This window comes from Peteryoungia rhizophila (genome assembly GCF_004912145.1).
Classification (GTDB): domain Bacteria; phylum Pseudomonadota; class Alphaproteobacteria; order Rhizobiales; family Rhizobiaceae; genus Allorhizobium; species Allorhizobium rhizophilum.
In genome coordinates this window covers 326,736-350,309 of the sequence record NZ_STGT01000002.1, presented here as the reverse complement: position 1 = coordinate 350,309, position 23,574 = coordinate 326,736, and the positions used below count along the sequence as shown (strand labels likewise).

At 62.5% G+C, this 23,574-nt stretch carries 19 protein-coding genes; 15 read left to right on the top strand and 4 right to left on the bottom strand.

Annotation, left to right across the window (positions count from 1 at the left end; all coding sequences use genetic code 11):
- Positions 1–30 precede the first annotated feature (30 nt).
- Positions 31–1,218 (bottom strand): HlyD family secretion protein, encoded by a 1,188-nt coding sequence (locus E9677_RS07615; protein ID WP_168801149.1) that lies wholly within the window; start codon positions 1,216–1,218, stop codon positions 31–33.
- Positions 1,219–1,391: 173 nt separating this feature from the next.
- Here E9677_RS07615 and E9677_RS07610 point away from each other — a divergent pair, with 173 nt between their 5' ends.
- From E9677_RS07610 to lysS, 5 genes are all read left to right on the top strand, one after another.
- The gene (locus E9677_RS07610) at positions 1,392–2,054 is read left to right on the top strand and encodes a TetR/AcrR family transcriptional regulator (RefSeq protein WP_136557501.1); all 663 of its coding nucleotides are present in this window, start codon (positions 1,392–1,394) and stop codon (positions 2,052–2,054) included.
- 83 nt (positions 2,055–2,137) lie between these two features.
- Positions 2,138–2,896, top strand: a complete 759-nt coding sequence (locus tag E9677_RS07605) for a TerC family protein (RefSeq protein ID WP_136557500.1) — start codon at positions 2,138–2,140, stop codon at positions 2,894–2,896.
- Positions 2,897–3,045: 149 nt separating this feature from the next.
- A complete protein-coding gene (locus tag E9677_RS07600) occupies positions 3,046–4,815 on the top strand; it encodes an SLC13 family permease (protein ID WP_136557499.1) in 1,770 nt (589 codons plus the stop codon).
- Between the two features lie 454 nt (positions 4,816–5,269).
- Positions 5,270–6,727 (top strand): glutamate--tRNA ligase, encoded by a 1,458-nt coding sequence (gene gltX, locus E9677_RS07595; RefSeq protein ID WP_136557498.1) that lies wholly within the window; start codon positions 5,270–5,272, stop codon positions 6,725–6,727.
- 170 nt (positions 6,728–6,897) lie between these two features.
- Positions 6,898–8,394 carry a lysine--tRNA ligase gene (lysS, locus tag E9677_RS07590; protein ID WP_136557497.1) on the top strand — a complete coding sequence of 499 codons (1,497 nt, stop codon included), beginning with the start codon at positions 6,898–6,900 and terminating at the stop codon, positions 8,392–8,394.
- 78 nt (positions 8,395–8,472) lie between these two features.
- On the opposite strand, the gene E9677_RS07585 is transcribed toward lysS, so the two are convergent.
- Together E9677_RS07585 and E9677_RS07580 are read right to left on the bottom strand one after the other, a co-directional pair.
- Positions 8,473–9,846 (bottom strand): M20 family metallopeptidase, encoded by a 1,374-nt coding sequence (locus tag E9677_RS07585; protein WP_136558117.1) that lies wholly within the window; start codon positions 9,844–9,846, stop codon positions 8,473–8,475.
- Positions 9,847–10,071: 225 nt separating this feature from the next.
- The gene (locus tag E9677_RS07580; protein WP_136557496.1) at positions 10,072–11,583 is read right to left on the bottom strand and encodes a putative sodium/potassium/calcium exchanger; all 1,512 of its coding nucleotides are present in this window, start codon (positions 11,581–11,583) and stop codon (positions 10,072–10,074) included.
- A 212-nt stretch (positions 11,584–11,795) separates the two neighbouring features.
- On the opposite strand from E9677_RS07580, the gene E9677_RS07575 reads away from it, so the two are divergent.
- The 5 genes from E9677_RS07575 (at position 11,796) to arsA (ending at position 17,151) form a co-directional block, all read left to right on the top strand.
- Entirely contained in the window at positions 11,796–12,683 is an 888-nt protein-coding gene (locus E9677_RS07575; protein ID WP_136557495.1) for a metal ABC transporter substrate-binding protein, read from the top strand.
- Positions 12,680–13,567 carry a manganese/iron ABC transporter ATP-binding protein gene (locus tag E9677_RS07570; RefSeq protein ID WP_408014697.1) on the top strand — a complete coding sequence of 296 codons (888 nt, stop codon included), beginning with the start codon at positions 12,680–12,682 and terminating at the stop codon, positions 13,565–13,567. Before E9677_RS07575 ends, E9677_RS07570 begins: the two co-directional genes overlap by 4 nt.
- Positions 13,548–14,450 (top strand): metal ABC transporter permease, encoded by a 903-nt coding sequence (locus E9677_RS07565; protein WP_136557494.1) that lies wholly within the window; start codon positions 13,548–13,550, stop codon positions 14,448–14,450. Before E9677_RS07570 ends, E9677_RS07565 begins: the two co-directional genes overlap by 20 nt.
- On the top strand, positions 14,447–15,304 hold the full coding sequence (locus E9677_RS07560; protein ID WP_136557493.1) for a metal ABC transporter permease: 858 nt from the start codon (positions 14,447–14,449) through the stop codon (positions 15,302–15,304). The genes E9677_RS07565 and E9677_RS07560 overlap by 4 nt, the downstream gene beginning before the upstream one ends.
- An 80-nt stretch (positions 15,305–15,384) precedes the next feature.
- Entirely contained in the window at positions 15,385–17,151 is a 1,767-nt protein-coding gene (gene arsA / locus E9677_RS07555) for an arsenical pump-driving ATPase (protein ID WP_136557492.1), read from the top strand.
- 15 nt (positions 17,152–17,166) lie between these two features.
- Here arsA and E9677_RS07550 read toward each other — a convergent pair whose 3' ends face one another.
- Positions 17,167–18,063 (bottom strand): DMT family transporter, encoded by an 897-nt coding sequence (locus tag E9677_RS07550; protein ID WP_136558115.1) that lies wholly within the window; start codon positions 18,061–18,063, stop codon positions 17,167–17,169.
- A gap of 187 nt (positions 18,064–18,250) precedes the next feature.
- On the opposite strand from E9677_RS07550, the gene E9677_RS07545 reads away from it, so the two are divergent.
- The 5 genes from E9677_RS07545 to E9677_RS07525 all read left to right on the top strand — a co-directional run bounded on the left by E9677_RS07545 (position 18,251) and on the right by E9677_RS07525 (position 23,525).
- Positions 18,251–19,159 (top strand): LysR substrate-binding domain-containing protein, encoded by a 909-nt coding sequence (locus E9677_RS07545; RefSeq protein ID WP_136538057.1) that lies wholly within the window; start codon positions 18,251–18,253, stop codon positions 19,157–19,159.
- Positions 19,160–19,447: 288 nt separating this feature from the next.
- Positions 19,448–20,605 carry an ABC transporter substrate-binding protein gene (locus E9677_RS07540; RefSeq protein ID WP_136557491.1) on the top strand — a complete coding sequence of 386 codons (1,158 nt, stop codon included), beginning with the start codon at positions 19,448–19,450 and terminating at the stop codon, positions 20,603–20,605.
- Positions 20,606–20,783: 178 nt separating this feature from the next.
- Positions 20,784–21,773 carry an ABC transporter ATP-binding protein gene (locus E9677_RS07535; RefSeq protein ID WP_136557490.1) on the top strand — a complete coding sequence of 330 codons (990 nt, stop codon included), beginning with the start codon at positions 20,784–20,786 and terminating at the stop codon, positions 21,771–21,773.
- Positions 21,770–22,720 (top strand): ABC transporter permease, encoded by a 951-nt coding sequence (locus E9677_RS07530; protein WP_136557489.1) that lies wholly within the window; start codon positions 21,770–21,772, stop codon positions 22,718–22,720. Before E9677_RS07535 ends, E9677_RS07530 begins: the two co-directional genes overlap by 4 nt.
- Positions 22,710–23,525 (top strand): ABC transporter permease, encoded by an 816-nt coding sequence (locus E9677_RS07525; protein WP_136557488.1) that lies wholly within the window; start codon positions 22,710–22,712, stop codon positions 23,523–23,525. Before E9677_RS07530 ends, E9677_RS07525 begins: the two co-directional genes overlap by 11 nt.
- Positions 23,526–23,574 lie beyond the last annotated feature (49 nt).

Genomic DNA, 23,574 nt, shown 5'->3' with positions numbered 1-23,574 from the left:
ACGGCCCTTTCGATAACGACTGCCGGTGGTTTACTTCGCGGCAAGCGCCCGGCCCTCTAGGGCCGTGCGGGTGTCGACGTCGACGATGACGCTGAGGCCGGCGCGCAGATGGCCGCCGGCGAGCGCGTCTTCAGGCAGCGCGATGCGAACCGGAACGCGCTGGACGACCTTGGTGAAATTGCCGGTCGCATTCTCGGCCGGAAGCATCGAGAAGATCGCGCCAGAAGCAGGAGCGATGGAGGTCACCGTGCCTTCGAGCGGCTGGTCGCCATAAGCATCGACATGGATCGAGACCTTGGAACCCGGGACGAGATCGGCGATCTGCGTCTCCTTGAAGTTCGCCTCGATATAAAGCTCGTTCGTCGGCACCAGGGCTGCGAGCCGCTTGCCGGCAGAAACGAGATCGCCCGCCTGGACGGACAGATTGCCCACGACACCGTCATAGGGCGCTTTCAGAACGGTGAAGTCGAGATCACGCCTGGCCTTGGCGACGACTTGGTCCTGCACGCGCACGGCATTGATCGCCTCGTCGCGCTGCGCCTTCAGGATCGCAAGATTGGCCTCGGCGGAAGCGACCGCTGCCTGACCGGCGACGAGATTGGCGCGCGCCTGATCGAGTGCGACCTGGGCGTTGTCGAGATCGGCGGTCGTTCCGACGCTCTTGGAGGCAAGTTCATTGGCGCGCTTTTCGGTGATCCCGGCGCCACGCATGGCAGCTTCGAGGGATCCAAGCTGCGCCTTCGCCTGGGCGACACTCGCCTGGCCACCCACGATCTGGGCATCGATCCTGCTCACCGCGAGCTCCGAGCTCTGCTTCCCGGCGACTGCCTGATCATAGGCGATCTGGTAGTCGCCACCATCGAGCGTCACGAGGGGATCACCCGCACGGACAATCTGGTTGCTGGCGACGTTCACCTTGGCGACATAGCCGGATACTTTCGGCGAGATGATCGCAATGTCACCTTCGATGTAGGCGTCTTCCGTCGACACCATGAAGCGACCATCCGTCCACCATCCATAGCCGTACCAGGCACCGCCGGCGAGCAGCGCCGCGAGGATGACAGGCACGACCGGGCTGCGCCGCTTGGGCTTGGTCGCTGCAGGCTTTAAAGCCTGATCGGGCACCCCGGAATCCGTCTCTGTCGCGGGCGCGGCCTCATTCCGATCGACTGGAGTGGAATTGGAACGAAGGGCGGTGGATCTTTGCGTCGTTGACATGGCACGGACCGGGGATTGGTTGAAATTGTTCGAACTGAACCGTTCGGTTCGATTGACATAGACAGTTTTTTCCCCCATATCAAGTGGCACAGGCGAGCTTCTGCGCAGCGGATGTTCGGTTACGTTAATTTTTCTTTGGTCAGGATATGTCGAAACAAACCCAGGAAACTGCCATGACACCCCCTTGCTACCCCGTTGCCGGGGTTGGCCGCTTTGCAGCGGGGGCGGATCCCGTCAAGCGGGGGCAGATCCTGGACGGTGCGCATCGCGTCTTCATGAAGATGGGCTATGATGCCGCCAGCATGAATGACGTCACCCGCGAGGCGGGCGTGTCGAAGGGCACGATCTATGTCTATTTCCAGAGCAAGGAAGAGCTCTTTGCCGCACTGATCGAACGAGCCAAAGGCCTGTTCACCGAAAGCGTGCGCGAACTGCTCTCACAGCATCCGGATCCGGATGAAGGCCTGCGTCTTTTCGCCTATGCCTTCGTCGACCAGATATTCAACACCGAAATGATCCCGGCCATGCGCATTCTGCTGGGGGTCATCGATCGCATGCCGTCACTCTGTCAGCGCTTCTTCGCGGGCTCGCCGAACAATGCGCGCTCGGTGCTGAAGGATTATCTCGATCAGCAGGTAACCGCCGGTCGACTGAACATCGAGGATACGAACCTCGCTGCCGCCCAATTCATCGAACTCACCGTCGGCAGCTATTTCAAGGGCAAGCTCTTCAACGAAGCCCCGACGCGGCCCGAGGATTCCGAATTGGAACGCGTCATCGGTGGCGGTATGAAGGTGTTCTTCTGCGCCTATGGTGCAAAGTCGAACGGGCTTTGAGGTCGGCTTGACGCCGGCCCTTGCCATGTGCGCCAATTTGTCCCATCTCCTGCGGGTCCCTTCCCAATCCATGGAACCCCTTCATGCAGGATATTATTCCGCTCCTTCAGGACCCCGCCGCCTGGGTCGCACTCGTGACGCTGGTCGTCATGGAGATCGTCCTCGGCATCGATAACCTGATCTTCATCTCGATCCTGACCAACAAGCTGCCGCAGGAAATGCGCGAAAAGGCGAGACGGATCGGCATCGGCCTCGCTCTCGTCATGCGCCTCGCACTGCTGGGCACCGTTGCCTGGATCGTGCAATTGACCACGCCGGTCTTCGAACTGTTCGGCCAGGGCTTCTCCTGGAAGGACATGATCCTGATCGCCGGTGGTCTCTTCCTGGTCTGGAAGGCCACGAAGGAAATCCACCACAGTGTCGACCCCGTCGACAAGGAAGAGGACTTCATAGCCTCGACCGCATCGACCACCTTCGCGAGCGCCATCGGGCAGATCCTGCTGCTCGACCTCGTCTTCTCGATCGACAGCATCATCACCGCTGTCGGCATGACGCCGCATGTCCCGATCATGGTGGTCGCTGTGGTGGCGGCTGTAACCGTCATGCTCGTCGCGGCCACTCCGCTGGCGAATTTCATCGAGAAGAACCCGACAATCGTCATGCTGGCCCTGGCCTTCCTCATGATGATCGGCACGACGCTGATCGCCGAAGGCATGGGCTTCCATGTGCCGAAGGGCTACGTCTATGCCGCCATGGCCTTCTCGGCCCTGGTCGAGGTGCTCAACATGTTTGCGCGACGCAAGCGCGAGAGGGATCGAAAGCTCAACCTGACCACCCACTGATCACGGCTGAAGCTTGACCTCGGGAAGGCCCGTCGCTCAGACGGGCCTTTTCCCTGGCGAAGAGAAGCGCTGGAACCGATCGGCCCTTGCCAGACGTCTCGCCAGCACTTAGGCCTTTTCTCACAAAGCCAGCATCACGCCGGAACCCCATGACATATGAGCAGATCCTCGCCTTTGGCATAATAGCCATGATGATGGCGGCCTTCCTTTGGGAGAGATTCCGCTACGATGTGATTGCCTGCTGTGCCCTGGTCGTGGCCGTCGCCGTCGGCCTGGTTCCTCCGGGCGAGGCTTTTTCGGGCTTCTCCGACGACATCGTGATCATTGTCGGCAGCGCTCTGGTGGTCAGCGCCGGTGTTGCGCGGTCCGGCGTGGTCGATCTTGCCATCAAACGGTTCTTCCCGGCGCTCACCGCGTTGCATGGACAGATGCTTCTCCTTCTCCTCACGGTGGCCATTCTCTCCGCCTTCATCAAGAACATCGGCGCGCTCGCCATCATGATGCCGGTGGCTTTTCAGTTCGCCCGCAGATCCAGCGTGCCACCTTCCGTCTTCCTGATGCCGATGGCCTTCGCGGCCCTGCTCGGGGGGCTGATGACGCAGATCGGCACCTCGCCGAACATAGCGGTATCCCGGCTGCGGGAAGAAATGACCGGCCAGCCATTTTCCATGTTCGACTTCACACCGGTCGGTGGACTGCTGACTGCCGCCGGTATCGTCTTTCTGATCTTCTTCTACTGGCTGGTGCCACGCCGGGAGAACCAGAACCCGTCATTGCAGGAGGCCCTGGAGAGTTCGAGCTTCGCAACCGAAGCCATGATCACCCGCCAGTCGCCATTCGTCGGCAAGACGCTGCACCAATTGTTGCAGACGTCACACGGCGAGGTGACGGCAACCGCCATCCTGCGCGGTCACACGCGCCTTTCGCCTTTCCCGGACGTCCTGCTGCACGCGGAAGACACGCTCCTGCTGGAAGGCGCGTCCGAAGCACTCGACCGGATCGTCTCGCAGGGCAATCTCAGCCTGTCTGGCAATACCGACGGCGACATTAAGACCCGAGGCGACATCTCGTCTGTCGAGGCCGTGATCGGGCGCGGTTCACCTTTGATCGGCCAGACGACCAGCGAGCTCTCGCTCGTCCATACCTATGGCGTGAACCTGCTTGCCGTCAGCCGCCAGGGAAAACGCATCCGCGAACGCCTCGGCCAGCTCACCCTGCGCTCCGGCGATGTCGTGCTGCTCCAGGGACTGCGCCAACAGATGCCGGCAATCCTGACCGAACTGGGTTGCCTGCCGCTCGCCGAACGCGAGATCCTGCTCGGCACCAGCCGCAACATCGTCATCCCCCTCGCCATCCTGGTCATCGCCATGGGATCCACGGCGCTCGGGCTGGCACCTGTAGCGATCGCCTTCTTCGCGGCCGCCCTCGCCATGGTGGCCTTCGGCGTCATTCCGGTCAGTGAAGTCTATCGGGCGGTCGATGGGCCGATCCTGGTCATGCTCGCCGCTCTGATCCCCGTCGCCGATACGCTGCGCACATCCGGCGGCAGCGACGTGATCGCCGGCTGGCTGAACGCTGTCGCGGGAGGCCTGCCGGTCTGGGGCGCCGTTGCCATCATCCTGCTGACGGCGATGGCCGTGACGCCTTTCCTCAACAATGCAGCCACCGTGCTGGTCATGGCGCCGATCGCCGCGAGCTTCGCGAGCGGCCTCAGCTACAAGCCGGAGGCCTTCCTGATGGCGGTCGCGATCGGTGCCGGTTGCGACTTCCTCACCCCCATCGGTCATCAGTGCAACACGCTGGTCATGGGACCCGGAGGCTACAAGTTCTCCGATTACCCGCGCCTGGGCTTGCCATTGTCGATCCTGATCGTGCTCGTCTCCGTTCCGGCCCTCCTCATGGTCTGGCCCGTTCGATAAGGTGAAGCGTGACGGCAAGGAACGCGCAAAGAAAAACCCGTGTCGGCGGACACGGGTTTTCCTTTGGGGCGGGGACTTGGGGAGAGCGCCGGCCTTGCGGTTAAGGGGCTCGCTTGCCTGGGTCATCCGAGGGAAAAAGTGGCGGGGGCACCGACTTCTCTGATCCTCGCATTTGCCAGACATGACCTGCGCTCTGCAGCAAATAACGCCACACCCGCCGACGGGTTCCCATTGCCGATCGATTTTTTTAGAAATTTTTGCAGCCGGGCCGGATCCCACCGGTTTCCGTGGTTTTTCTTGACGCAAGGCCATGAATATGGCCTAAGGCCAGCCGGTGGAACAGGCGGCACATTTGCCGCCTGTTCCTGTCCGCGCAGCCATCAAAGGCAGTCTCATAACCTTGTCGATCCGGCGCTTGTGCGTCTGGTCCCCGCACGCACCACGAGCTGAGTTCATGACCAATTCCGGCGTCCGCGTCCGCATCGCACCCTCCCCGACCGGCGAACCCCATGTCGGGACCGCCTATATCGCGCTGTTCAACTACCTCTTCGCGAAGAAATTCGACGGCGAGTTCATCCTGCGCATCGAGGACACCGACGCGACCCGCTCGACCGCCGAGTTCGAGCAGAAGGTTCTGGACGCGCTGATATGGACAGGCCTCACCTGGTCGGAAGGCCCCGATGTCGGCGGCCCTTATGGTCCCTATCGCCAGTCCGAGCGCAAGGATCTCTACCGCCCCTTCGTCGACAAGATGCTCGACAATGGCGGCGCCTTCCGTTGCTTCTGCACGCCCGAACGCTTGGAGAGCATGCGCGAAGCGCAGCGCGCAGCCGGCAAGCCGCCCGGTTATGACGGCCTCTGCCTGCATCTGAAGGCCGAAGAAGTCACCGCTCGTGTCGAAGCCGGCGAGCCGCATGTCGTGCGCCTCAAGGTGCCGACCGAAGGCTCCTGCGATTTCCACGACGGCGTCTACGGCGACGTGTCGATCCCGTGGGAAAGCGTCGACATGCAGGTATTGCTCAAGGGCGATGGCATGCCGACCTATCACATGGCCAACGTCGTCGACGACCACATGATGAAGATCACCCACGTCGCCCGCGGCGAGGAGTGGCTGGCATCGGTCCCGAAGCACATCCTGATCTACAAGCATCTCGGTCTCGAGCCGCCTGTCTTCATGCACCTGTCGCTGATGCGCAATCACGACAAGTCGAAGCTCTCGAAGCGCAAGAACCCGACCTCGATCTCCTATTACTCGGCCCTCGGCTACCTGCCGGAAGCCCTGATGAACTTCCTCGGCCTGTTCTTCATCCAGATCGCAGAAGGCGAAGAGCTGCTGTCGATGGAAGAGCTGATCGCAAAGTTCGACCCCGACAACCTCTCCAAGGCCGGCGCGATCTTCGACATCCAGAAGCTTGACTGGCTGAACGGCCGCTGGCTGCGCGAAAAGCTTTCACCGGAAGACTTCGTCGCCCGCGTCCTCGACTGGTCGATGGAAAATGACCGTCTGGTGGAAGGCCTGAAGCTCGCCCAGAGCCGCGTCACCAAGCTCGGCGAAGTCCCGCCGCTTGCCGGCTTCCTGCTCGCCAACGACGTCGGCCTGACGCCCGCCTCCTTTGGCGGGTTGAAGACCAGCCCGGCCGAGACGCTCGAAATCGTCACCACCGTTCAGGCGGATCTCGAAAAGATCCTCGAATGGAACGTCACGACCATCGAGGAAGAGCTGCGCGCGATCTCCGAACGCATGGAAAAGAAGCTCCGCGTCGTCACCCCGCCCCTCTTCGTCGCCGTCTCCGGCAGCCAGCGCTCGCTGCCGCTGTTTGACAGTATGGCGCTGCTCGGCCGCTCGGTCGTGCGCCAGCGGTTGAAGGTGGCGATCCAGGTGCTGACCGCGATGGCGGGTGCACAGAACTGAGGGAAAGCCCCTCCCCCTCGTGGGGAGGGGCTGGGGAGGGGTTTTTGCCCCGAGCAAGACGCCTCCCCTCCCCGTCGCTTCGCTCCGACCTTCCCCACAAGGGGGAGGGTTGACCGAGCCAGCCGCACCGGCGAACTGAAACGAACAAAGCCGTAGAAGGCATTCACACGATGACCGAACAGACACCTGAAACCGCCCTCTCCTCCGACCCGACGGAAGTCCGCCGCCAGAAGCTCGCGCTGCTGCGTGAAAAGGTCGGTGACGTCTATCCGGCGCATTTCCACCGCACGATGACCAATGCGGAGTTCGCCGAAAAATACGAGGGCCTTGAGCTCGACCAGGTGTCTGATGACATCATCACGGTCGCTGGTCGCGTCTATTCCTCGCGCAATTCCGGCATGTTCATGGATATCCATGATGCCTCGGGCAAGATCCAGATCTTCTCCCACAAGGACACAACCCCGGAAGAGGCCCGCGCTCTTCTGCCGATGATCGACCTCGGCGATATCATCGGCGTCACCGGCCAGGTCCGCCGCACCAAGCGCGGCGAGCTGACCATCAACGCCCATGAAATCACCATGCTGACCAAGACGCTCCTGCCCATGCCGGAGAAGTATCATGGTCTTGCTGACATCGAGCTGCGCTACCGAAAGCGCCATCTCGACATCCTCACCAACGAGGAATCCAAGCTCCGCTTCCAGCAGCGCTCGAAGATCGTGTCCGGCATCCGCCGCTTCATGGAGGCCGAAGGCTTCCTCGAAGTCGAGACCCCGATGCTGCAGACCGTCTATGGCGGCGCAACGGCCGAGCCCTTCAAGACCCACCACAACACGCTGAAGATGGACATGTACCTACGCATCGCGCCGGAACTGTTCCTGAAGCGCACGCTGGTCTCAGGCCTTGCCGACAAGGTCTTCGAGGTCAACCGCAACTTCCGCAACGAAGGTGTGTCGACCCGCCACAACCCCGAATTCACCATGCTGGAATGCTACTGGGCATACGCCGATTACGAGGACATCATGGGCCTCGTCGAGCGCATGTTCGAGACGCTGGCCGTCTCCATCCATGGCACCACGGACATCAAATTCGGTGACAAGGAAATCTCCTTCAAGGGCCCGTTCAAGCGCGTGCCCATGCCCGACGCCGTCAAGGAAGCAACCGGCATAGATCTCCTCGCCATGAAGACCGACGAGGAAGCCCGCACCGCCGCCAAGGCTGCCGGCTTTGAAGTCGAGAAGGACTGGACCTGGGGCGAATGCCTCGCCTTCATCTTCGAGGAAAAGGTCGAGGGCACGCTGATTCAGCCGAGCCACGTAACCCACTTCCCCAAGGACATCTCGCCCTTCGCCAAGGAAGTGCCGGGCGAACCGCGTCTCGTCGAGCGTTTCGAGACCTATTGCAACGCCTGGGAAGTCGGCAACGCATTTTCCGAACTCAACGACCCGGAAGAACAGCGCAAGCGCATGGTCGAGCAGCTCGAACAAGCCCATTCGCGCGGCGAAAAGGACAAGCAGCTCGACGACGAGTTCCTCGATGCCATCGACCAGGGCATGCCCCCCGCCGGTGGCCTCGGCATCGGCGTCGACCGCCTCGTCATGCTGCTCACCAACGCTCCGTCGATCCGCGACATCATCCTCTTCCCGGCGCGGCGCAACCGCAACGACTGAGCGCGCGACAGAGCCAAAGTCCAGATCCCGGATCTCGCAGGAGGTCCGGGATTTTTTGTTCGAGCCGCGATATCGATGTCAGCCCGGTTCAGGTGCCTGCCCTTCCCCGATATCGAGGAAGAGGCCCGTCATGATCCGCATTCCTTCTTCCGCGATCGACAGAAGCGCATGCTCGTTCGGCCCATGCTGACCGCATTCGGCGTGCGCATGCGGAATCCAGATCGTCGGGACGCCGAGGACGTCGGTGAAGACGTCGTTGGGCAGCGACCCCGCGAGATTGGGCAGAACATGCGGCTGCTTGCCCGTCGTCGCGGTGATCGACTTCTCCACGAAACGCACCCAGGGATGATCGGGCGGAAAACGCGTCGCCTTGAAGGCCGCGCCCTTCGGCCGGACCTCTACCATCGGAAAACCTGCCGCATCGAGATGCCTCCGTAGCGCTGGCAGGATCTCGTCCATGTCGGTGCCGACGACGAACCGCTGCTGGCAGGTTGCCCGCGCGGACCCGGAAATCGCGTTCTGCGGACTGGCGATATTACCCGCCGAGATCGCCAGCACGGCAAGCGAGTTCCATCCGAAGACGCGCTCGGACGGCGTGAGATCCGCCTCGCCCCAATCAGTATCGTGTCTGCGTGGCGGGAGGTCCTTCAGCGCCGCACGAATATCGGGCGTGAGACTTGTTGGACGCCATTCCGGCACGAGGATCTGGCCGCGCCGATCAACGATCGCGGCGATGGCATGGCTGAGCAAGATAACAGGATCGGCGAGCAAGCCGCCGAAATTGCCGGAATGATGGTCCCCGGGCCTCAAGTCTACGACAAGATCGAAGCTCAAACCGCCGCGCGATCCCATGAACATGGTCGGCGTATCGACCTGCAGCCTTGGTCCGTCTGAGGCGATCAGAACATCTGCCGCAAGCAGGTCTCGCTCGCGCTCAAAAAATTCACGCAGTCCAAGCGATCCCGTCTCCTCTGCCATTTCGAGTACGATCTTGACGTTGAAGCCGAGCTTGCCCTGCGCCGAAATCACGGTCTCCAGCGCCTTGATGTTGATAAGATGCTGGATCTTGTTGTCGGCGGTTCCCCGGCCGTAGAGCCGGTCACCTTCCTCAACCATCCGGAACGGATGAAGCCCCTCGCGCCAGCGCACAGCCTCTCCGTTGCAGACATCGCCATGTCCGTAGATCAGGATGGTCGGCAGCCCCTCATCCTCGATCCGGCACCCGACGAGAAGAGGAGCGCCATTCGGCAGCGGATTGTCGAAGATGCGGCAGTCGAACCCGATGCCTTCGAGCATAGGCCGCATGTCCTCGTCGAGATAGGCGAGAAGATCCTGCGGCCGTCCCTCCGACTGGCTGATCGAGGGCCGTACCACGAGCTGTGTCAGGTCGGCGGCGAGACGGCCGCCGGAGGCATAATCCGAAGCTTGCTGAAGTAGAATATTGCGGTCCATGGTTCCCGATCGCGTCACAAGGGACCTCCCGGCAAGAGACTACAGGATTCGCTGATGATGACGACCCGTCAGTTGTCCATGGGCATGAACAGACAAGTCATGCATCCATCCGCGCGACCGGGCAGGGCCAGCGGCTTGCAGCCTCCATAAGCGAATGCGTCGCGATGCAGACCGGGATCGCAGTCCCCCGGAAAGTCCGGGCCGGCCACACGACAATTGCCCGCTTCAGTGCCCGGCCTTGGCGTGTTCGTCACCCTTGGCCGTAGCCTTGGGCGGGAGGACCGCCTCATCTTCGGCGGGAACGCTATGACCGTCCTGGGTGTGGGTATCGCCAGACTCGGCGGCATGCTCCCCGACCGGTGCATGCCCATCGGTCGCAGCCCCGTGCTCTTCGGGCTTGGCGGCCGGCTGTACGGCACCACCGGATGAAATCGGCTGCGCTCGCATCTGTTCGAGCCAGGCAGCGCCATGGTCGGTGCTTGCAGCATCTGCGTCTTGCGAAGGCTCGGTCTTTGCAGCGGTATCCTCGCTAGGGACCTCCTCCTCGGAGCCTCCCAGGCCAACCATACCCTTGATCGAGTCGAACCAGCCCCCGTCCGTGTCGGACGTTTCCTCTGTGGAGGCCTTGTGATCTGCAGCCTCATCGACGGCAACGTCGTGATCTGCGGCTTCAGCGTGAGGTGCCGTGTCTTCCGCAGGGCCATGCGCCGTCTGTTCGTCGGCATGCCCGGTGTCGGCAGCCGGTTGCTCCGCATGAGTATCGGTGGAAGCCGCAACATGATCCGTCTCGGCTTCAGTCTCGTCCTCGCCATGCGCAACGGACGCAGGTTCGGCATGATCCTCGGCCGGTGCCTCATGGCCCTCAGCGACAGCGCCGTGTCCATCCGCCGGAACAGCGTGGCCTTCGGCCGGCGCTTCATCGCCACCGAGGCCGACCATGCCCATCAGCGAGGCCATCCAGCCCTTGCTTTCCTCCGCACCATGTTCGGCAACCGGGGTCTCTTCGCCATGCTCGCCGGCTGGCGTTTCGCCATGCGCGTCGGCAGGTGCCTCCCCATGCCCATCGGCCGGGGCTTCACCATGCCCACCGCTTTCGCCATGGCCTTCGGCCGCCTTCTCGCCATGCCCGGCTGCCGGAGCGCCGTGGCCGTCGCCTTCCGGCAAGGCGGTTTCAGACTTCACGCAATCGGTCTGGTCGTTGAGCTTGGCAACGAGCGCCTCGATATCGACCTCGAGCATATCGACCCGCTCGCCGAAGAAGTCGCCGTTCGGCGCAGCAAGACCGTCGACGTACCGCGCCGTGAACATACGCGCCGAGACGTCTTCCGGCACGTGGGCGGGATCGGGAACATAGACGACATCCGCACCGACGGCGCGACCGCGCATGCCCGAACGATCCTTCGGACCATTCACATCGAGCACGACGACCTGCACCAGATCCGCCTTCTTGCTCTCCTGCACCGCCATGGCCACGCGCAGCGCCGTCTTTACGCGCGTCAGCCCGTCGCCGGGCTTGTCGGTCGTGACGAATGTGCGGACCCAGAAACGATCCTTCTTATGGATTTCGACCGAAGTGACCTCGGTGCATTCGAGCCCGTTGAGCTCCGCATAGGACGGACCGAGAAGCGTATCTGCACCGATGTAGACGGCAGCGGCACCCGTGCCGCCGAGGGTGACGAGCACTCCGCCCAAAACCAGCATGAGCTTTCGCGAAAGGTGGATCTTGGGCACCTTCACGTTTGGAACTCCGCCATGACACTGTCCCGACTGTTTACGCAATACTGAGGTCCACCATACGCCCCTCTCCTTGCGGAACCTTTAACCCCGGCTTTCCAGTTCCGGCACAACTCGCCGACGGGTCTTTTTGCGAATGATTTGCAAATGCATTGACATCGACGCAGCACGCGATAGATTTTAATGCGAATGACTTGCAAGAATGGGAATAGACCATGGTCTTTAAGCTTGCCTGCCGCCTTTTCGCACTTGCGCTCTTGCTGCCGGGGGCTGCCCTTGCTGACGAAAAGCCGAAGGTCGTCACGACATTCACCGTCATTGCCGACATTGCGCAGAATGTTGCGGGCGACGCCGCGACTGTGGAAAGCATCACCAAGCCCGGCGCAGAAATCCACGGCTATCAGCCGACACCGCGTGATATCCTGAAGGCCCGCGACGCCGATCTCGTGCTGCGCAACGGCCTGAACCTCGAAGCCTGGTTCGAGAAATTCCTCGCCAATCTCGGGGATGTGCCGACGGTCACCGTCAGCGACGGCATCGAGCCGATGGGCATCGCGGGGGGCGCCTATGACGGCAAACCCAATCCGCATGCCTGGATGTCGCCGGAAAACGCACTCATCTACGTCGAAAACATCCGCAAGGCCCTGACTGACATCGACCCGGCCAATGCCGCGATCTACGAGGCCAATGCCCGGACCTATTCCCAGCAGATCAGCGCCGAGATCGAGCCGATGAAGGCAGAAATCGCCAAGATCCCGGAAAACGAGCGCTTCCTGGTGACGAGCGAAGGCGCCTTCTCCTACCTCGCCCGCGATCTCGGCATGCAGGAACTCTATCTCTGGCCGATCAATGCCGACAGTCAGGGCACGCCCCAGCAGGTCAAGGCCGTCGTCGACCAGGTGATCGAGAACAAGATCCCCGTCGTATTCTCCGAAAGCACCGTTTCCGACAAGCCGGCGCAGCAGGTCGCAGCGGAAACCGGCGCCCGCTACGGCGGTATCCTCTATGTGGATTCACTCAGCGAGGCTGACGGTCCGGTTCCGACCTATCTGGATCTCTTGAAGGTGACGGTTTCGACCATCGTGAAGGGATTTGCCGGATGATCATGGGATCGGGCACGAGACGCAGCCGCGAAGGCATCGCCGCGCAGGATGTGACGGTGACCTACCGCAACGGCCACACGGCCCTGCGCCATGCGAGCTTTGCCATCCCACCCGGAACCATCACCGCGCTCGTCGGCGTCAATGGCGCCGGCAAGTCCACCCTCTTCAAGGCGATCATGGGCTTCGTGCCCGTCGCGTCAGGCGAGATCCGTGTGCTCGGCATGAGCGTGAAGCAGGCGCTGCGAGAAAATCTCGTCGCTTATGTGCCCCAGGCGGAAGAGGTCGACTGGAACTTCCCGGTCCTTGTCGAAGATGTCGTAATGATGGGCCGATACGGCCACATGAACTTCCTGCGCATCCCCTCGAAACGCGATCACCAGTTGGTTGACGAAGCGCTTGCCCGCGTCGGCATGGGCGACTACCGCAAGCGCCAGATCGGTGAACTCTCCGGCGGCCAGCGCAAACGCGTTTTCCTCGCCCGCGCGCTGGCCCAGGAAGGCCAGGTGATCCTTCTCGACGAACCCTTCACCGGGGTCGACGTGACCACCGAAGAACAGATCATCGGCCTTATGAAGGACCTGCGCGCTGAGGGCCGCGTCATGCTGGTCTCCACCCACAATCTCGGCAGCGTGCCCGACTTCTGCGACCGCACCATCTTCGTCAAAGGCACCGTCATCGCCTCTGGCAAGACCGAGGACACCTTTACTGAAGAAAACCTCAAGACTGCATTCGGCGGCGCGCTACGCCACTTCGTGCTGGCCGGCCGCGACCTGCACGACGATGATGACGGCCGCGAGGTCACCGTCATCACCGACGACGAACGCCCCTTCGTCATCTATGGCGCCAAGAAACCGGGAGCCGCCGATGCTCGCGACCCTGGTTGAGCCCTTCACCTATGATTACATGCGCAACGCCATTCTGGTGAGTGCGCTTGTGGGCGGCGTCTGCGGCTTCCTCTCCGCCTATCTCATGCTGAAAGGCTGGTCCCTGATCGGCGATGCGCTCTCCCATGCCATCGTGCCGGGCGTTGCAGGCGCCTATATGCTGGGTCTTCCCTTCGCCTTCGGCGCGTTCATGTCCGGCGGGCTGGCAGCCCTTGCCATTCTCTTCCTCAACCAGCGCACCAAGCTGAAGGAAGACGCGATCATTGGCCTGATCTTCACCTCCTTCTTCGGGCTCGGCCTGTTCATGGTGTCGATCTCGCCCGTCTCGATCGACATCAAGACAATCGTGCTCGGCAATATCCTCGCGATCACGCCAGCCGATACGCTGCAGCTCGTGCTGATCGGCGGCGTGAGCCTGCTCGTTCTGACGTTGAAGTGGAAGGACCTGATGGTCACCTTCTTCGACGAAAACCATGCCCGTTCGATCGGCCTGAAACCCGAACGCCTCAAGGTGATCTTCTTCACCCTGCTAGCGGCCTCCACCGTCGCCGCCATGCAGACCGTCGGCGCCTTCCTGGTCATTGCCATGGTCGTCACTCCGGGCGCCACTGCCTACTTGCTCACCGATCGCTTCCAGCGGCTCATCATCATGGCCCTCGGCATCGGTGCCGGCACCAGCTTCGTCGGGGCCTATGCCAGCTATTTCCTCGACGGCGCCACCGGTGGGATTATCGTCGTTCTGCAGACCGTGATCTTCCTCGCAGCATTCCTCTTTGCACCCAAGCATGGCCTGCTCGCGGCCCGCAGCCGCGCCCGGGAAGCGCTTGAGCCGATGTCAGCGGCAGGCGAGACTCACCGCCTCCCCGAGGAGCGCCACGCATGAGCGAAACCCTCGAACTCGCCCTCCTGCCCTTCCAGCTGCCCTTCATGCAGACGGCTTTTGTGGTCACGCTGATGATCGCGATGCCGATGGCGCTGCTCTCCTGCCTGCTGGTTCTCAAGGGCTGGTCCCTGATGGGGGACGCCGTTTCCCATGCCGTGTTACCCGGCGTCGTCATCGCCTATATCGTCGGCATTCCGCTCGCCATCGGCGCCTTCGTCGCCGGCCTCGTCTGCGCCCTGCTCACGGGATTTATCAAGGAAAACAGCCGGATCAAGGAAGACACGGTGCTCGGCATCGTCTTTTCCGGCATGTTCGGCCTCGGCCTGGTACTCTATGTCCAGGTCGAAAGCTCTGTTCATCTCGACCACATCCTCTTCGGCGACATGCTCGGGCTCCTGACTTCGGATCTAATCGAGACCGGCCTGATCGCCCTTTTCGCCACGCTCTTCCTGATCGTCCTGCGCAAGGACCTGCTAGTCCACGCCTTCGATCCGCAGCATGCCCAGGCGATCGGCCTGTCGGTGCGCCTGCTGCATTACGGCCAACTCGCCGTGCTCTCGCTCGTGGTGGTCGGCGCACTGAAAGCCGTCGGTATCATCCTGTCCGTTGCCATGCTCGTCGCCCCCGGCGCCATCGCCTTCCTGCTGACGAAACGCTACGGCGTGATGCTGGTGACGGCCGTGATCGTGGCGGTCTCTTCCTCACTCGCAGGCATCTATCTGAGCTTCTTCATCGATAGCGCCCCCGCACCGACGATCGTCTTGATCATGAGCGGCATCTTCATCCTCGCCTTCTTCCGGACACTCTGGCAGGCCCGCAGCACCAACCGCATCGCCGCGGCAGAAAACATCTGATCGTCTCCCACTTGGCCTGGATCAAGTCCGCCAGGGCAAGGGCGAGCTAGAGTCTCCTCAACAAAACGAGGGTGAAGCCCATGCCGCCGATGAAACTGCTCAACAACCCTACCCGCCACCTGTTCTTCACTGGCAAGGGCGGCGTCGGCAAGACCTCGCTCAGCTGTGCGACCGCCATTGCGCTCGCGGACAAGGGGCTGAAGATCCTGCTCGTCAGCACCGATCCCGCCTCCAATCTCGACGAAATGCTCGGTTTCACCCTCGGCAGCGATCCGTCACCGGTCCCCGGCGTAACCGGCCTGTTTGCCATGAACATCGATCCGGAGAGTGCTGCCGAGGACTATCGCCAACGCGTGCTCGACCAGATGGAACCTGAAGCCACCGACAAGGACCGCGCCACCGTGCGCGAACAATTGTCCGGCGCCTGCACCACAGAAATCGCCGCCTTTGACGAATTTGTCGGCCTGCTGGCCGATGACGACCCGCGCTTCGACCACATCATCTTTGACACAGCTCCGACCGGCCACACCTTGCGGCTCCTCAGCCTGCCCAAAGCCTGGACCGGATTTCTCGAAGCCAACGAACGCGGAGCCTCCTGCCTTGGACCGCATTCCGGGCTGAAGATGCAGGAAGACCGGTTTCGCACAGCGCTGGAATGCCTCGGAGATCCCGCCCGAACCACCATCGTGCTCGTGACGCGTGCCGATCGCGGCGCCATCCGCGAAGCCGCCCGCACGGCCGGAGAACTCTCCGAACTCGGCCTCTCCAACCAGATGCTCGCCGTCAACGGTCGCTTCACGCCGTCAGATCCGAACGATCAGGTGGCGAGCGCCTTCGCTGCAGAACAGACAAAGGCGCTCGCCGAACTTCCGCCTACCCTGGCAGCCCTTCCCCGCGACGAGGTTGCCCTCAAACCCTTCGACATGGTGGGGTTCGACGCCCTGCGTGCGCTTCTGTCCGAAACGCCCTTTGTGCCTCCCGCTGATGCAGCAGGCGAAATCTCCGAAGGCCCCGACCTCCCCCGTCTCTCGACGCTGGTCGATGAGATCGCCGCAAGCGGCAAGGGCCTCGTGATGGTCATGGGCAAGGGTGGCGTTGGCAAGACCACCGTGGCCGCAGCCGTGGCTGTCGGGCTCGCCGCCCGCGGTCACAGCGTGCATCTCACCACCACCGATCCGGCCGCCCACCTCTCCTTCGTCGTCGGCGCAGGCGCAATGCCCGGCTTGACCGTTGACCGTATTGACCCGGAGGCGGAGACGGCCCGCTACATCGACAAGATCATGGAGACCAAGGGCCGGGATCTGGACGAGGCCGGCCAGGCACTGCTGCGCGAGGATCTCGCTTCGCCCTGCACCGAGGAAGTCGCCGTCTTCCACGCCTTTTCCCGCGTTGTCGGCGAAGCCCGCTCGAGCTTCGTCGTCATCGACACGGCGCCGACTGGCCACACGCTGCTGCTCCTCGATGCGACCGGTGCCTATCACCGCCAGATGACCCGGCATATGGACGACAATGCTCCCGGCCGCATGGTCACGCCGCTGATGCGCCTGCAGGATCCCGCCTATACACGCGTCCTGCTCGTGACGCTGCCGGAGACGACACCGGTCTCGGAAGCCTCCGCCCTGCAGGACGACCTGCGCCGCGCCGGCATCGCGCCCTATGGCTGGGTGGTCAACAAGTCGATGGCCATCACAGGCACCCGCGATCCGCTGCTGCGTGCCCGCATTCGGGGCGAAAAGGCGCAAATCGAACGGGTGAAGCGCGACTGCACAAACCGCGTATACGGCTTGGACTTCCGACCTGTCGCACCGATGGGACTGGAAGAACTGAGACGGATCGCTGAGGAATGACGTTTCCGCAGCGCCTCAGACCCGCCCCACTTCCTCCGCCCTCCGTGCACGGCGCGACACCACCCATTCCCGCCAGACGGTGAAGAGGCCCGCACCGACAACGATCACGGCGCCGACGACCGTGTTCCAGCGCAGGACCTCACCGAACACAGTTACCGCTATCATCGCGCCGAGCACGAGCTGCCAATAGGAAATCGGCTGCACGATCACGGCATCGAGGTTTTCATAGGCCTTGATCAGTGCCAGATGACCGATAATGCCCGTGCAGCACAGCGCGATCATCAGACCCCATCCAACCGGCGTGAACGGCGTCCAGAAGAAGGGGCCGAGCAGGTTCGAGCCGATAAAGCCGACGATCGCGAGATAGAAGAAGCTGGTGGACGGCTGGTCGTCGCGACTGACAAGCCGCGTGGCGATGCCGTAGATCGCCCCGAGCACGGCACAGATCAACGGCAGCCATATGTAAGAGTTGAAGCCATCTCCATCAGGGGCAAGCATGATCACCACGCCGACGAGGCCGAACAGGATCGCCGTCCAGCGCCGCCATCCGACCTTTTCCCCGAGGATCGGCATGGAAAGGAGCGCCACGAAAATCGGACCGGCCGCAAAGATCGCCTGGCTCTGCGCCAGCCCCACCTGCGTGAAGGCGACGATCGAGATCAGGATCTGCGAGAAAAGGATCAAGCCCCGGAGGATCTGCAGAAAAGGCCGCTTTGTATTGACGGCAGCCTGCAATCCGCCTGACGACCGCATGGCGAGAAAAAGTGCGAAGGCGACAAAGGCCCAGTAGCGTACCATCGCCACCTGCACGGGTGAATGTGTTTCTCCCAGATGTTTGGAGAGACCGTCCTGGATGGCAAAGACGGAGAAGGCAAGGAAGGTGAAGAGATAGCCGAGCGGCGTCGATTTCATAGGGACAAGGAAACTTTGCACGAGGAGGGATCCGTGGACGAAGCAACGGCGCGGGCGAGATGATCCTACACCCTGGATGCTCTTTGACCAGCCCAGTATTGCATAGCTGCCCTGTAACCTGACAACCTCTTGCCAACCGGCTTGGCGACCGCCTTGCCTCGCAGCGGGTGCCGTGCTTCAAAAGGCCATGGCCTTCACCCTCCGCCAATTGCAATATTTCGTCGCCGTCGCCGAACAGGGATCGGTCACCCGCGCCGCCCAGAACCTGTCGATCTCGCAGTCCTCTGTGACCGAGGCGATCAAGGAACTGGAAGGCGATCTCGGCGTCGAACTCTTCGAGCGCCACCCGCGCGGCCTGACCATCACCTATAACGGCCACCAGTTCCTCCGCCACGCAACGAAGATCCTCGCCGATGTCTCGGATGCCCGCAACGTCTTCACCGAGACCCAGAACAGCACTGGCGGCACTCTCAACATCGGCGTCACCTCGCTCGTCGCCGGTTATGTGCTGTCGGACCTCCTCGCCCGCTATCGCCGGGCCTGCCCGGGCGTCGAGGTCTCGGCCATCGAGGATAACGGCTCCTATCTCGAACACCTGCTGATCGGCGGTGAACTGGATGTCGCGGTCATGGTCATCTCCAACCTGCGCGATCGCATGGCGCTGCAGGCCGAGATCCTGGAAACCTCGCCCTACCGCCTCTGGTTGCCCATCGGCCACCCGCTGGTCTCCGCCGATATCATCTCGATTGCCGATATCACCAAGGAGCCGCTGATCATGCTGACGGTGGATGAAATCGAGGAGAACACCGGCAAGCTCCTATCGGCGCTGGGCGCCCGCCCGCATGTCGCCTTCCGCACCCGTTCGGTGGAAGCAGTCCGCAGCCTTGTCGCGACCGGTGCCGGCGTGGCGCTCCTGCCGGACCTCGTCTACCGCCCCTGGTCGCTGGAAGGCGACCGCATCGAAAGCCGCGACGTCTCGGGCGCGCTTCCAGTGGTGCAGGTCGGCATGGTCTGGCGCAAGGGGTCCAGCCTGCCCCAGTCGGCAAGGGATTTCGTCGGCATTGCCGAGGCAAGCCGCAGCGGACGGGTCAGGTAATCACCTGCAGTAACTGCCCCTCATCCCCCTGCAGAGACCTTCTCCCCGCAGGCGGGGAGAAGGCGGAAACGGCAGCCCCATCGGCCTTCTCCCCGTCTGCGGGGAGAAGGTGGCGGCAGCCGGATGAGGGGCATTCAGCAACAACCGCCGAAGATGACCTATCCATCGGAAAAACCGATACCGGCATTCTGGCGAATGAATTTGCGAATGCGGAAAATTCGCGGCAACTTTCTCGCCGGGAACATAAGGCTGCGAAAACGCGGCCCCTCACAACCGGGAGACCTCGCGATGAAATCTCTTCTGAAGTCTTGCACTGTCCTCGCCTCTGTATTGAGCATGACCACCGCCGCTGTTGCCCAGGAGCCGTTGCAGGCACTCGGAGCCGGCGAAGGCGCCCTCTCCATCGTCGCGTGGGCCGGCTATATCGAGCGCGGCGAAACCGACAAGAATTTCGACTGGGTCACCGAATTCGAAAAGAAGACCGGCTGCATGGTCTCAGTGAAGACCGCCGCCACCTCGGATGAAATGGTCGCCCTGATGAACGAAGGCGGCTTCGACCTCGTAACCGCCTCGGGCGACGCGTCGCTCCGCCTCGTCGCCGGCAAGCGCGTCCAGCCGATCAACACGGCCCTCATCCCCTCCTGGAGCACCATCGACGAGCGCCTGCAAAACGCCCCCTGGCATACCAAGGACGGCGTCCATTACGGCACGCCTTACGTCTGGGGCCCGAACGTGCTGATGTACAACACCAAGGCCTTCGGCGACAAAGCGCCCGACAGCTGGAATGTTGTCTTTGAAGAGATGACGCTTGCCGACGGCAAGTCCAACAAGGGCCGCGTCCAGGCTTATGACGGCCCGATCCATGTCGCCGACGCCGCCAACTACCTGATGTTCCACAAGCCGGAACTCGGCATCAAGGACCCCTTCGAGCTGAACGAAGATCAGTACAAGGCAGCCCTTGACCTGTTGCGCGGCCAGCGCCAGCTCGTCAGCCGCTACTGGCACGACGCCTTCATCCAGATCGACGACTTCAAGAACGAAGGCGTGATCGCCTCCGGCTCCTGGCCGTTCCAGGTCAATCTCTTGAAGGCCGACCAGCCCGTGGCATCGGTCTTCCCGAAGGAAGGTGTCACCGGCTGGGCCGACACGACTATGCTGCATGCCGAGAGCGAGCACCCGAACTGCGCCTATATGTGGATGGAGCATTCGCTGTCGCCCAAGGTCCAGGGCGACGTCTCTGCCTGGTTCGGGACGGTTCCCTCCGTACCGGCCGCCTGCAAGGGCAATGCGCTGCTGACCGACGAAGGCTGCACGCGCAACGGCTTCGACAACTTTGAACAGATCAAGTTCTGGAAGACCCCGGTTTCAAAATGCGAAAGCCAGGGCGAATGCGTGCCCTACCACCGCTGGGTTTCCGACTACATCGGCGTGATCGGCGGACGGTGATCTTCCACCTCCCCCTTGAGGGGGGAGGTCGCACGGAACGCGCGGGTGGGGGTGATCTCTAAACGATACTCTGGTGGTCACCCCACCCCGGACCTTCGGTCCGACCCTCCCACTCAAGGGGAGGGTGTAGACCCACGCTGGCCTTGTGTCGGCACCCTACTGAAATTCTGGAGCCCCCATGTCCGCAGCCGTCTCCTTCTCGAAGGTCTCGCGCCATTTCGGCAGCGTGAGAGCCGTCGATGCCGTCGACCTGACCGTCGAGCCAGGCGAATTCTTCGCCATGCTGGGCCCTTCCGGCTCCGGCAAGACGACCTGCCTGCGCCTGATTGCCGGCTTCGAACAGCCGACGGCCGGCCATATCGAGATCTTCGGCGAGACAGCTGAGGGCGTTCCGCCCAATCGCCGCAACGTCAACACGGTCTTCCAGGACTATGCCCTCTTCCCGCATCTGAACATTCTCGACAACGTCGCCTATGGCCTGATGGTCAAGGGTGTGGCCAAGGCCGAACGCCACCGCGAGGCCGAAAAGGCGCTCGAGATGGTGAAGCTCCCCGGCTACGGCGCCCGCAAGCCCGGCCAGCTCTCCGGCGGCCAGCGGCAGCGCGTGGCGCTGGCCCGCGCTCTGGTCAACAAGCCCAAGGTACTGCTGCTCGACGAGCCGCTCGGCGCGCTGGACCTGAAATTGCGCGAACAGATGCAGGAGGAGCTGAAAAGCCTGCAGCGTTCGCTCGGCATCACCTTTGTCTTCGTCACCCATGACCAGGGCGAGGCACTCTCCATGGCCGACCGCGTCGCCGTCTTCAATGACGGCAAGATTGTCCAGGCCGGCACCCCGCATGAGATCTACAAACGCCCCCGCACCCGTTTCGTCGCCGATTTCGTCGGCTCCTCCAATGTAATTGCACCTGAAGCCATGAAGGCGCTGGGCGGAGAAGCCCGCTGGACGAGCCTGCGCCCCGAAGCGATCCGCATCGTCTCTGAAGGCGGTGTCGAAGCAACCGTGCGCTCGACGAGCTTCCTCGGCGCCTCGACCAAACTTTTCGTCGAGACGGCCGTGACCGCTCTCACGCTCTCGCTGCCCGCCGGCCAAGCCGCACCTCAGACCGGCGAAAGCATCCGCATCGCCTGGTCGCCCCCCGACCTGCATTACATGGAGGCCGGCGCATGACTGCGATCTCCTCAACCGCCATCACCCCTGGCCGTCAGTGCCTGATGGGGCGGCTCTCAGATCTGTTCTGGCGGAGGCCCAACCTGCTGCTGGTTCTGATGCTGGTGCCGCCCCTGCTCTGGCTCGGCATCATCTATGTCGGCTCGCTGCTGGCGCTGCTGCTCCAAAGCTTCTTCTCGATCGACGAATTCTCCGGCCTGATCAATTACGAGTTCACGCTCGCGACCTATGGCGAACTCCTGCGACCGGCCAATTTTGACATCATCCTGCGCACGCTGCTGATGTCGGCTGCCGTCACGCTCGCCTCCGCCGTCATCGCCTTCCCGATCGCCTATTACGCCGCGCGTTATGCCAAGGGCCGCTGGAAAGCCGTCTTCTATCTCGGCATCATGCTGCCGCTCTGGTCGAGTTATCTCGTCAAGGTCTATGCCTGGAAACTGATCCTCGCCAAGGAAGGCATCCTGACCTGGATCTTCGCCAAACTGCATCTGACCTGGCTGCTCGATGGGCTGCTCGCCATACCCGTCATAGGCGGCAATTCGCTCTCCATCAGCTATCTCGGCACCTTCATCGTCTTCGTCTATGTCTGGCTGCCCTTCATGATCCTGCCCACCCAGGCAGCCCTGGAGCGCGTGCCCGGCAACCTGATCGAAGCGTCAGGCGATCTCGGCGCCGATAGCCGCCAGACCTTCCGCCATGTGCTCTTTCCGCTGGCGCTGCCCGGCATTGTCGCCGGCTCGATCTTCACCTTCTCGCTCACCATGGGCGACTACATCATCCCGCAGATCGTCGGCACCTCGCGGCTCTTCATCGGCCAGGCCGTTTATGCTCAGCAGGGCACCGCGGGCAACATCCCGCTCGCCGCTGCCTTCTCGGTCGTTCCGATCGTCATTATGGGAATCTATCTGACCATCGCCAAACGCATGGGGGCCTTCGATGCGCTCTGACCGCTCCCAATCCGCGGGCCTGTCGCTCAAGATCGCCGCCGGCGCGGGCCTTGCCTTTCTGCACCTGCCGATCCTGCTGATCTTCGTCTATGCCTTCACCACGGAGGAAAAGAGCTTCCAGTGGCCACCACCGGGCTTCACCACCAAGTGGTTTGCGGTCGCCTGGAACCGCCCTGATATCTGGGAAGCGCTCTGGCTCTCGGTCAAGGTCGCGAGCATCGCAACCGTCATTGCCATGGTACTCGGCACGCTGGCGGCTGCTGCCGTCGCCCGCACCAAGTTCTTCGGCCGCGAAGTGATCTCGCTGCTCGTCATCCTGCCGATCGCGCTCCCCGGCATCATCACCGGCATTGCGCTGCGCTCGGCCTTTTCGCTGGCGGATATCCCCTTCTCCTTCTGGACGATCATCCTCGGCCACGCCACCTTCTGCGTCGTCGTGGTCTACAACAACGCCGTCGCCCGCTTCCGCCGCACCTCCGGCTCGCTCATCGAAGCCTCCATGGATCTCGGTGCCGATGGCTTCCAGACCTTCCGCCATGTGATCCTGCCGAACATCGCAACGGCGCTTCTGGCCGGCGGCATGCTCGCCTTCGCGCTCTCCTTCGACGAAGTCATCGTCACGACGTTTACCGCCGGCCAGCAATCGACACTGCCGATCTGGATGCTGGAAGAACTGATCCGCCCGCGCCAGCGCCCGGTCACCAACGTGGTCGCCATGGTGGTGGTGATCGTCACGTTCCTGCCGATCCTGGCGGCCTATTATCTGACCCGCGATACCGACCAGATCGCAGGCAGCGGCAAATGAAACACCCGAACCCATGCGGCCTTGACCGCCGGTCTCGCAATTGAAGTCT

What these genes read in the sequence shown, in the direction of transcription:
- E9677_RS07570 (WP_408014697.1), top strand. Translation starts at nt 12,680, where the DNA reads ATGATCATGGGATCGGGCACGAGACGCAGCCGCGAAGGCATCGCCGCG.
- E9677_RS07545 (WP_136538057.1), top strand. Translation starts at nt 18,251, where the DNA reads ATGGCCTTCACCCTCCGCCAATTGCAATATTTCGTCGCCGTCGCCGAA.
- E9677_RS07550 (WP_136558115.1), bottom strand. Translation starts at nt 18,063, where the DNA reads ATGAAATCGACGCCGCTCGGCTATCTCTTCACCTTCCTTGCCTTCTCC.
- E9677_RS07540 (WP_136557491.1), top strand. Translation starts at nt 19,448, where the DNA reads ATGAAATCTCTTCTGAAGTCTTGCACTGTCCTCGCCTCTGTATTGAGC.
- E9677_RS07575 (WP_136557495.1), top strand. Translation starts at nt 11,796, where the DNA reads ATGGTCTTTAAGCTTGCCTGCCGCCTTTTCGCACTTGCGCTCTTGCTG.
- lysS (WP_136557497.1), top strand. Translation starts at nt 6,898, where the DNA reads ATGACCGAACAGACACCTGAAACCGCCCTCTCCTCCGACCCGACGGAA.
- E9677_RS07525 (WP_136557488.1), top strand. Translation starts at nt 22,710, where the DNA reads ATGCGCTCTGACCGCTCCCAATCCGCGGGCCTGTCGCTCAAGATCGCC.
- arsA (WP_136557492.1), top strand. Translation starts at nt 15,385, where the DNA reads ATGCCGCCGATGAAACTGCTCAACAACCCTACCCGCCACCTGTTCTTC.
- E9677_RS07565 (WP_136557494.1), top strand. Translation starts at nt 13,548, where the DNA reads ATGCTCGCGACCCTGGTTGAGCCCTTCACCTATGATTACATGCGCAAC.
- E9677_RS07585 (WP_136558117.1), bottom strand. Translation starts at nt 9,846, where the DNA reads ATGGACCGCAATATTCTACTTCAGCAAGCTTCGGATTATGCCTCCGGC.
- E9677_RS07610 (WP_136557501.1), top strand. Translation starts at nt 1,392, where the DNA reads ATGACACCCCCTTGCTACCCCGTTGCCGGGGTTGGCCGCTTTGCAGCG.
- E9677_RS07535 (WP_136557490.1), top strand. Translation starts at nt 20,784, where the DNA reads ATGTCCGCAGCCGTCTCCTTCTCGAAGGTCTCGCGCCATTTCGGCAGC.
- E9677_RS07615 (WP_168801149.1), bottom strand. Translation starts at nt 1,218, where the DNA reads ATGTCAACGACGCAAAGATCCACCGCCCTTCGTTCCAATTCCACTCCA.
- E9677_RS07600 (WP_136557499.1), top strand. Translation starts at nt 3,046, where the DNA reads ATGACATATGAGCAGATCCTCGCCTTTGGCATAATAGCCATGATGATG.
- E9677_RS07530 (WP_136557489.1), top strand. Translation starts at nt 21,770, where the DNA reads ATGACTGCGATCTCCTCAACCGCCATCACCCCTGGCCGTCAGTGCCTG.
- E9677_RS07605 (WP_136557500.1), top strand. Translation starts at nt 2,138, where the DNA reads ATGCAGGATATTATTCCGCTCCTTCAGGACCCCGCCGCCTGGGTCGCA.
- gltX (WP_136557498.1), top strand. Translation starts at nt 5,270, where the DNA reads ATGACCAATTCCGGCGTCCGCGTCCGCATCGCACCCTCCCCGACCGGC.
- E9677_RS07560 (WP_136557493.1), top strand. Translation starts at nt 14,447, where the DNA reads ATGAGCGAAACCCTCGAACTCGCCCTCCTGCCCTTCCAGCTGCCCTTC.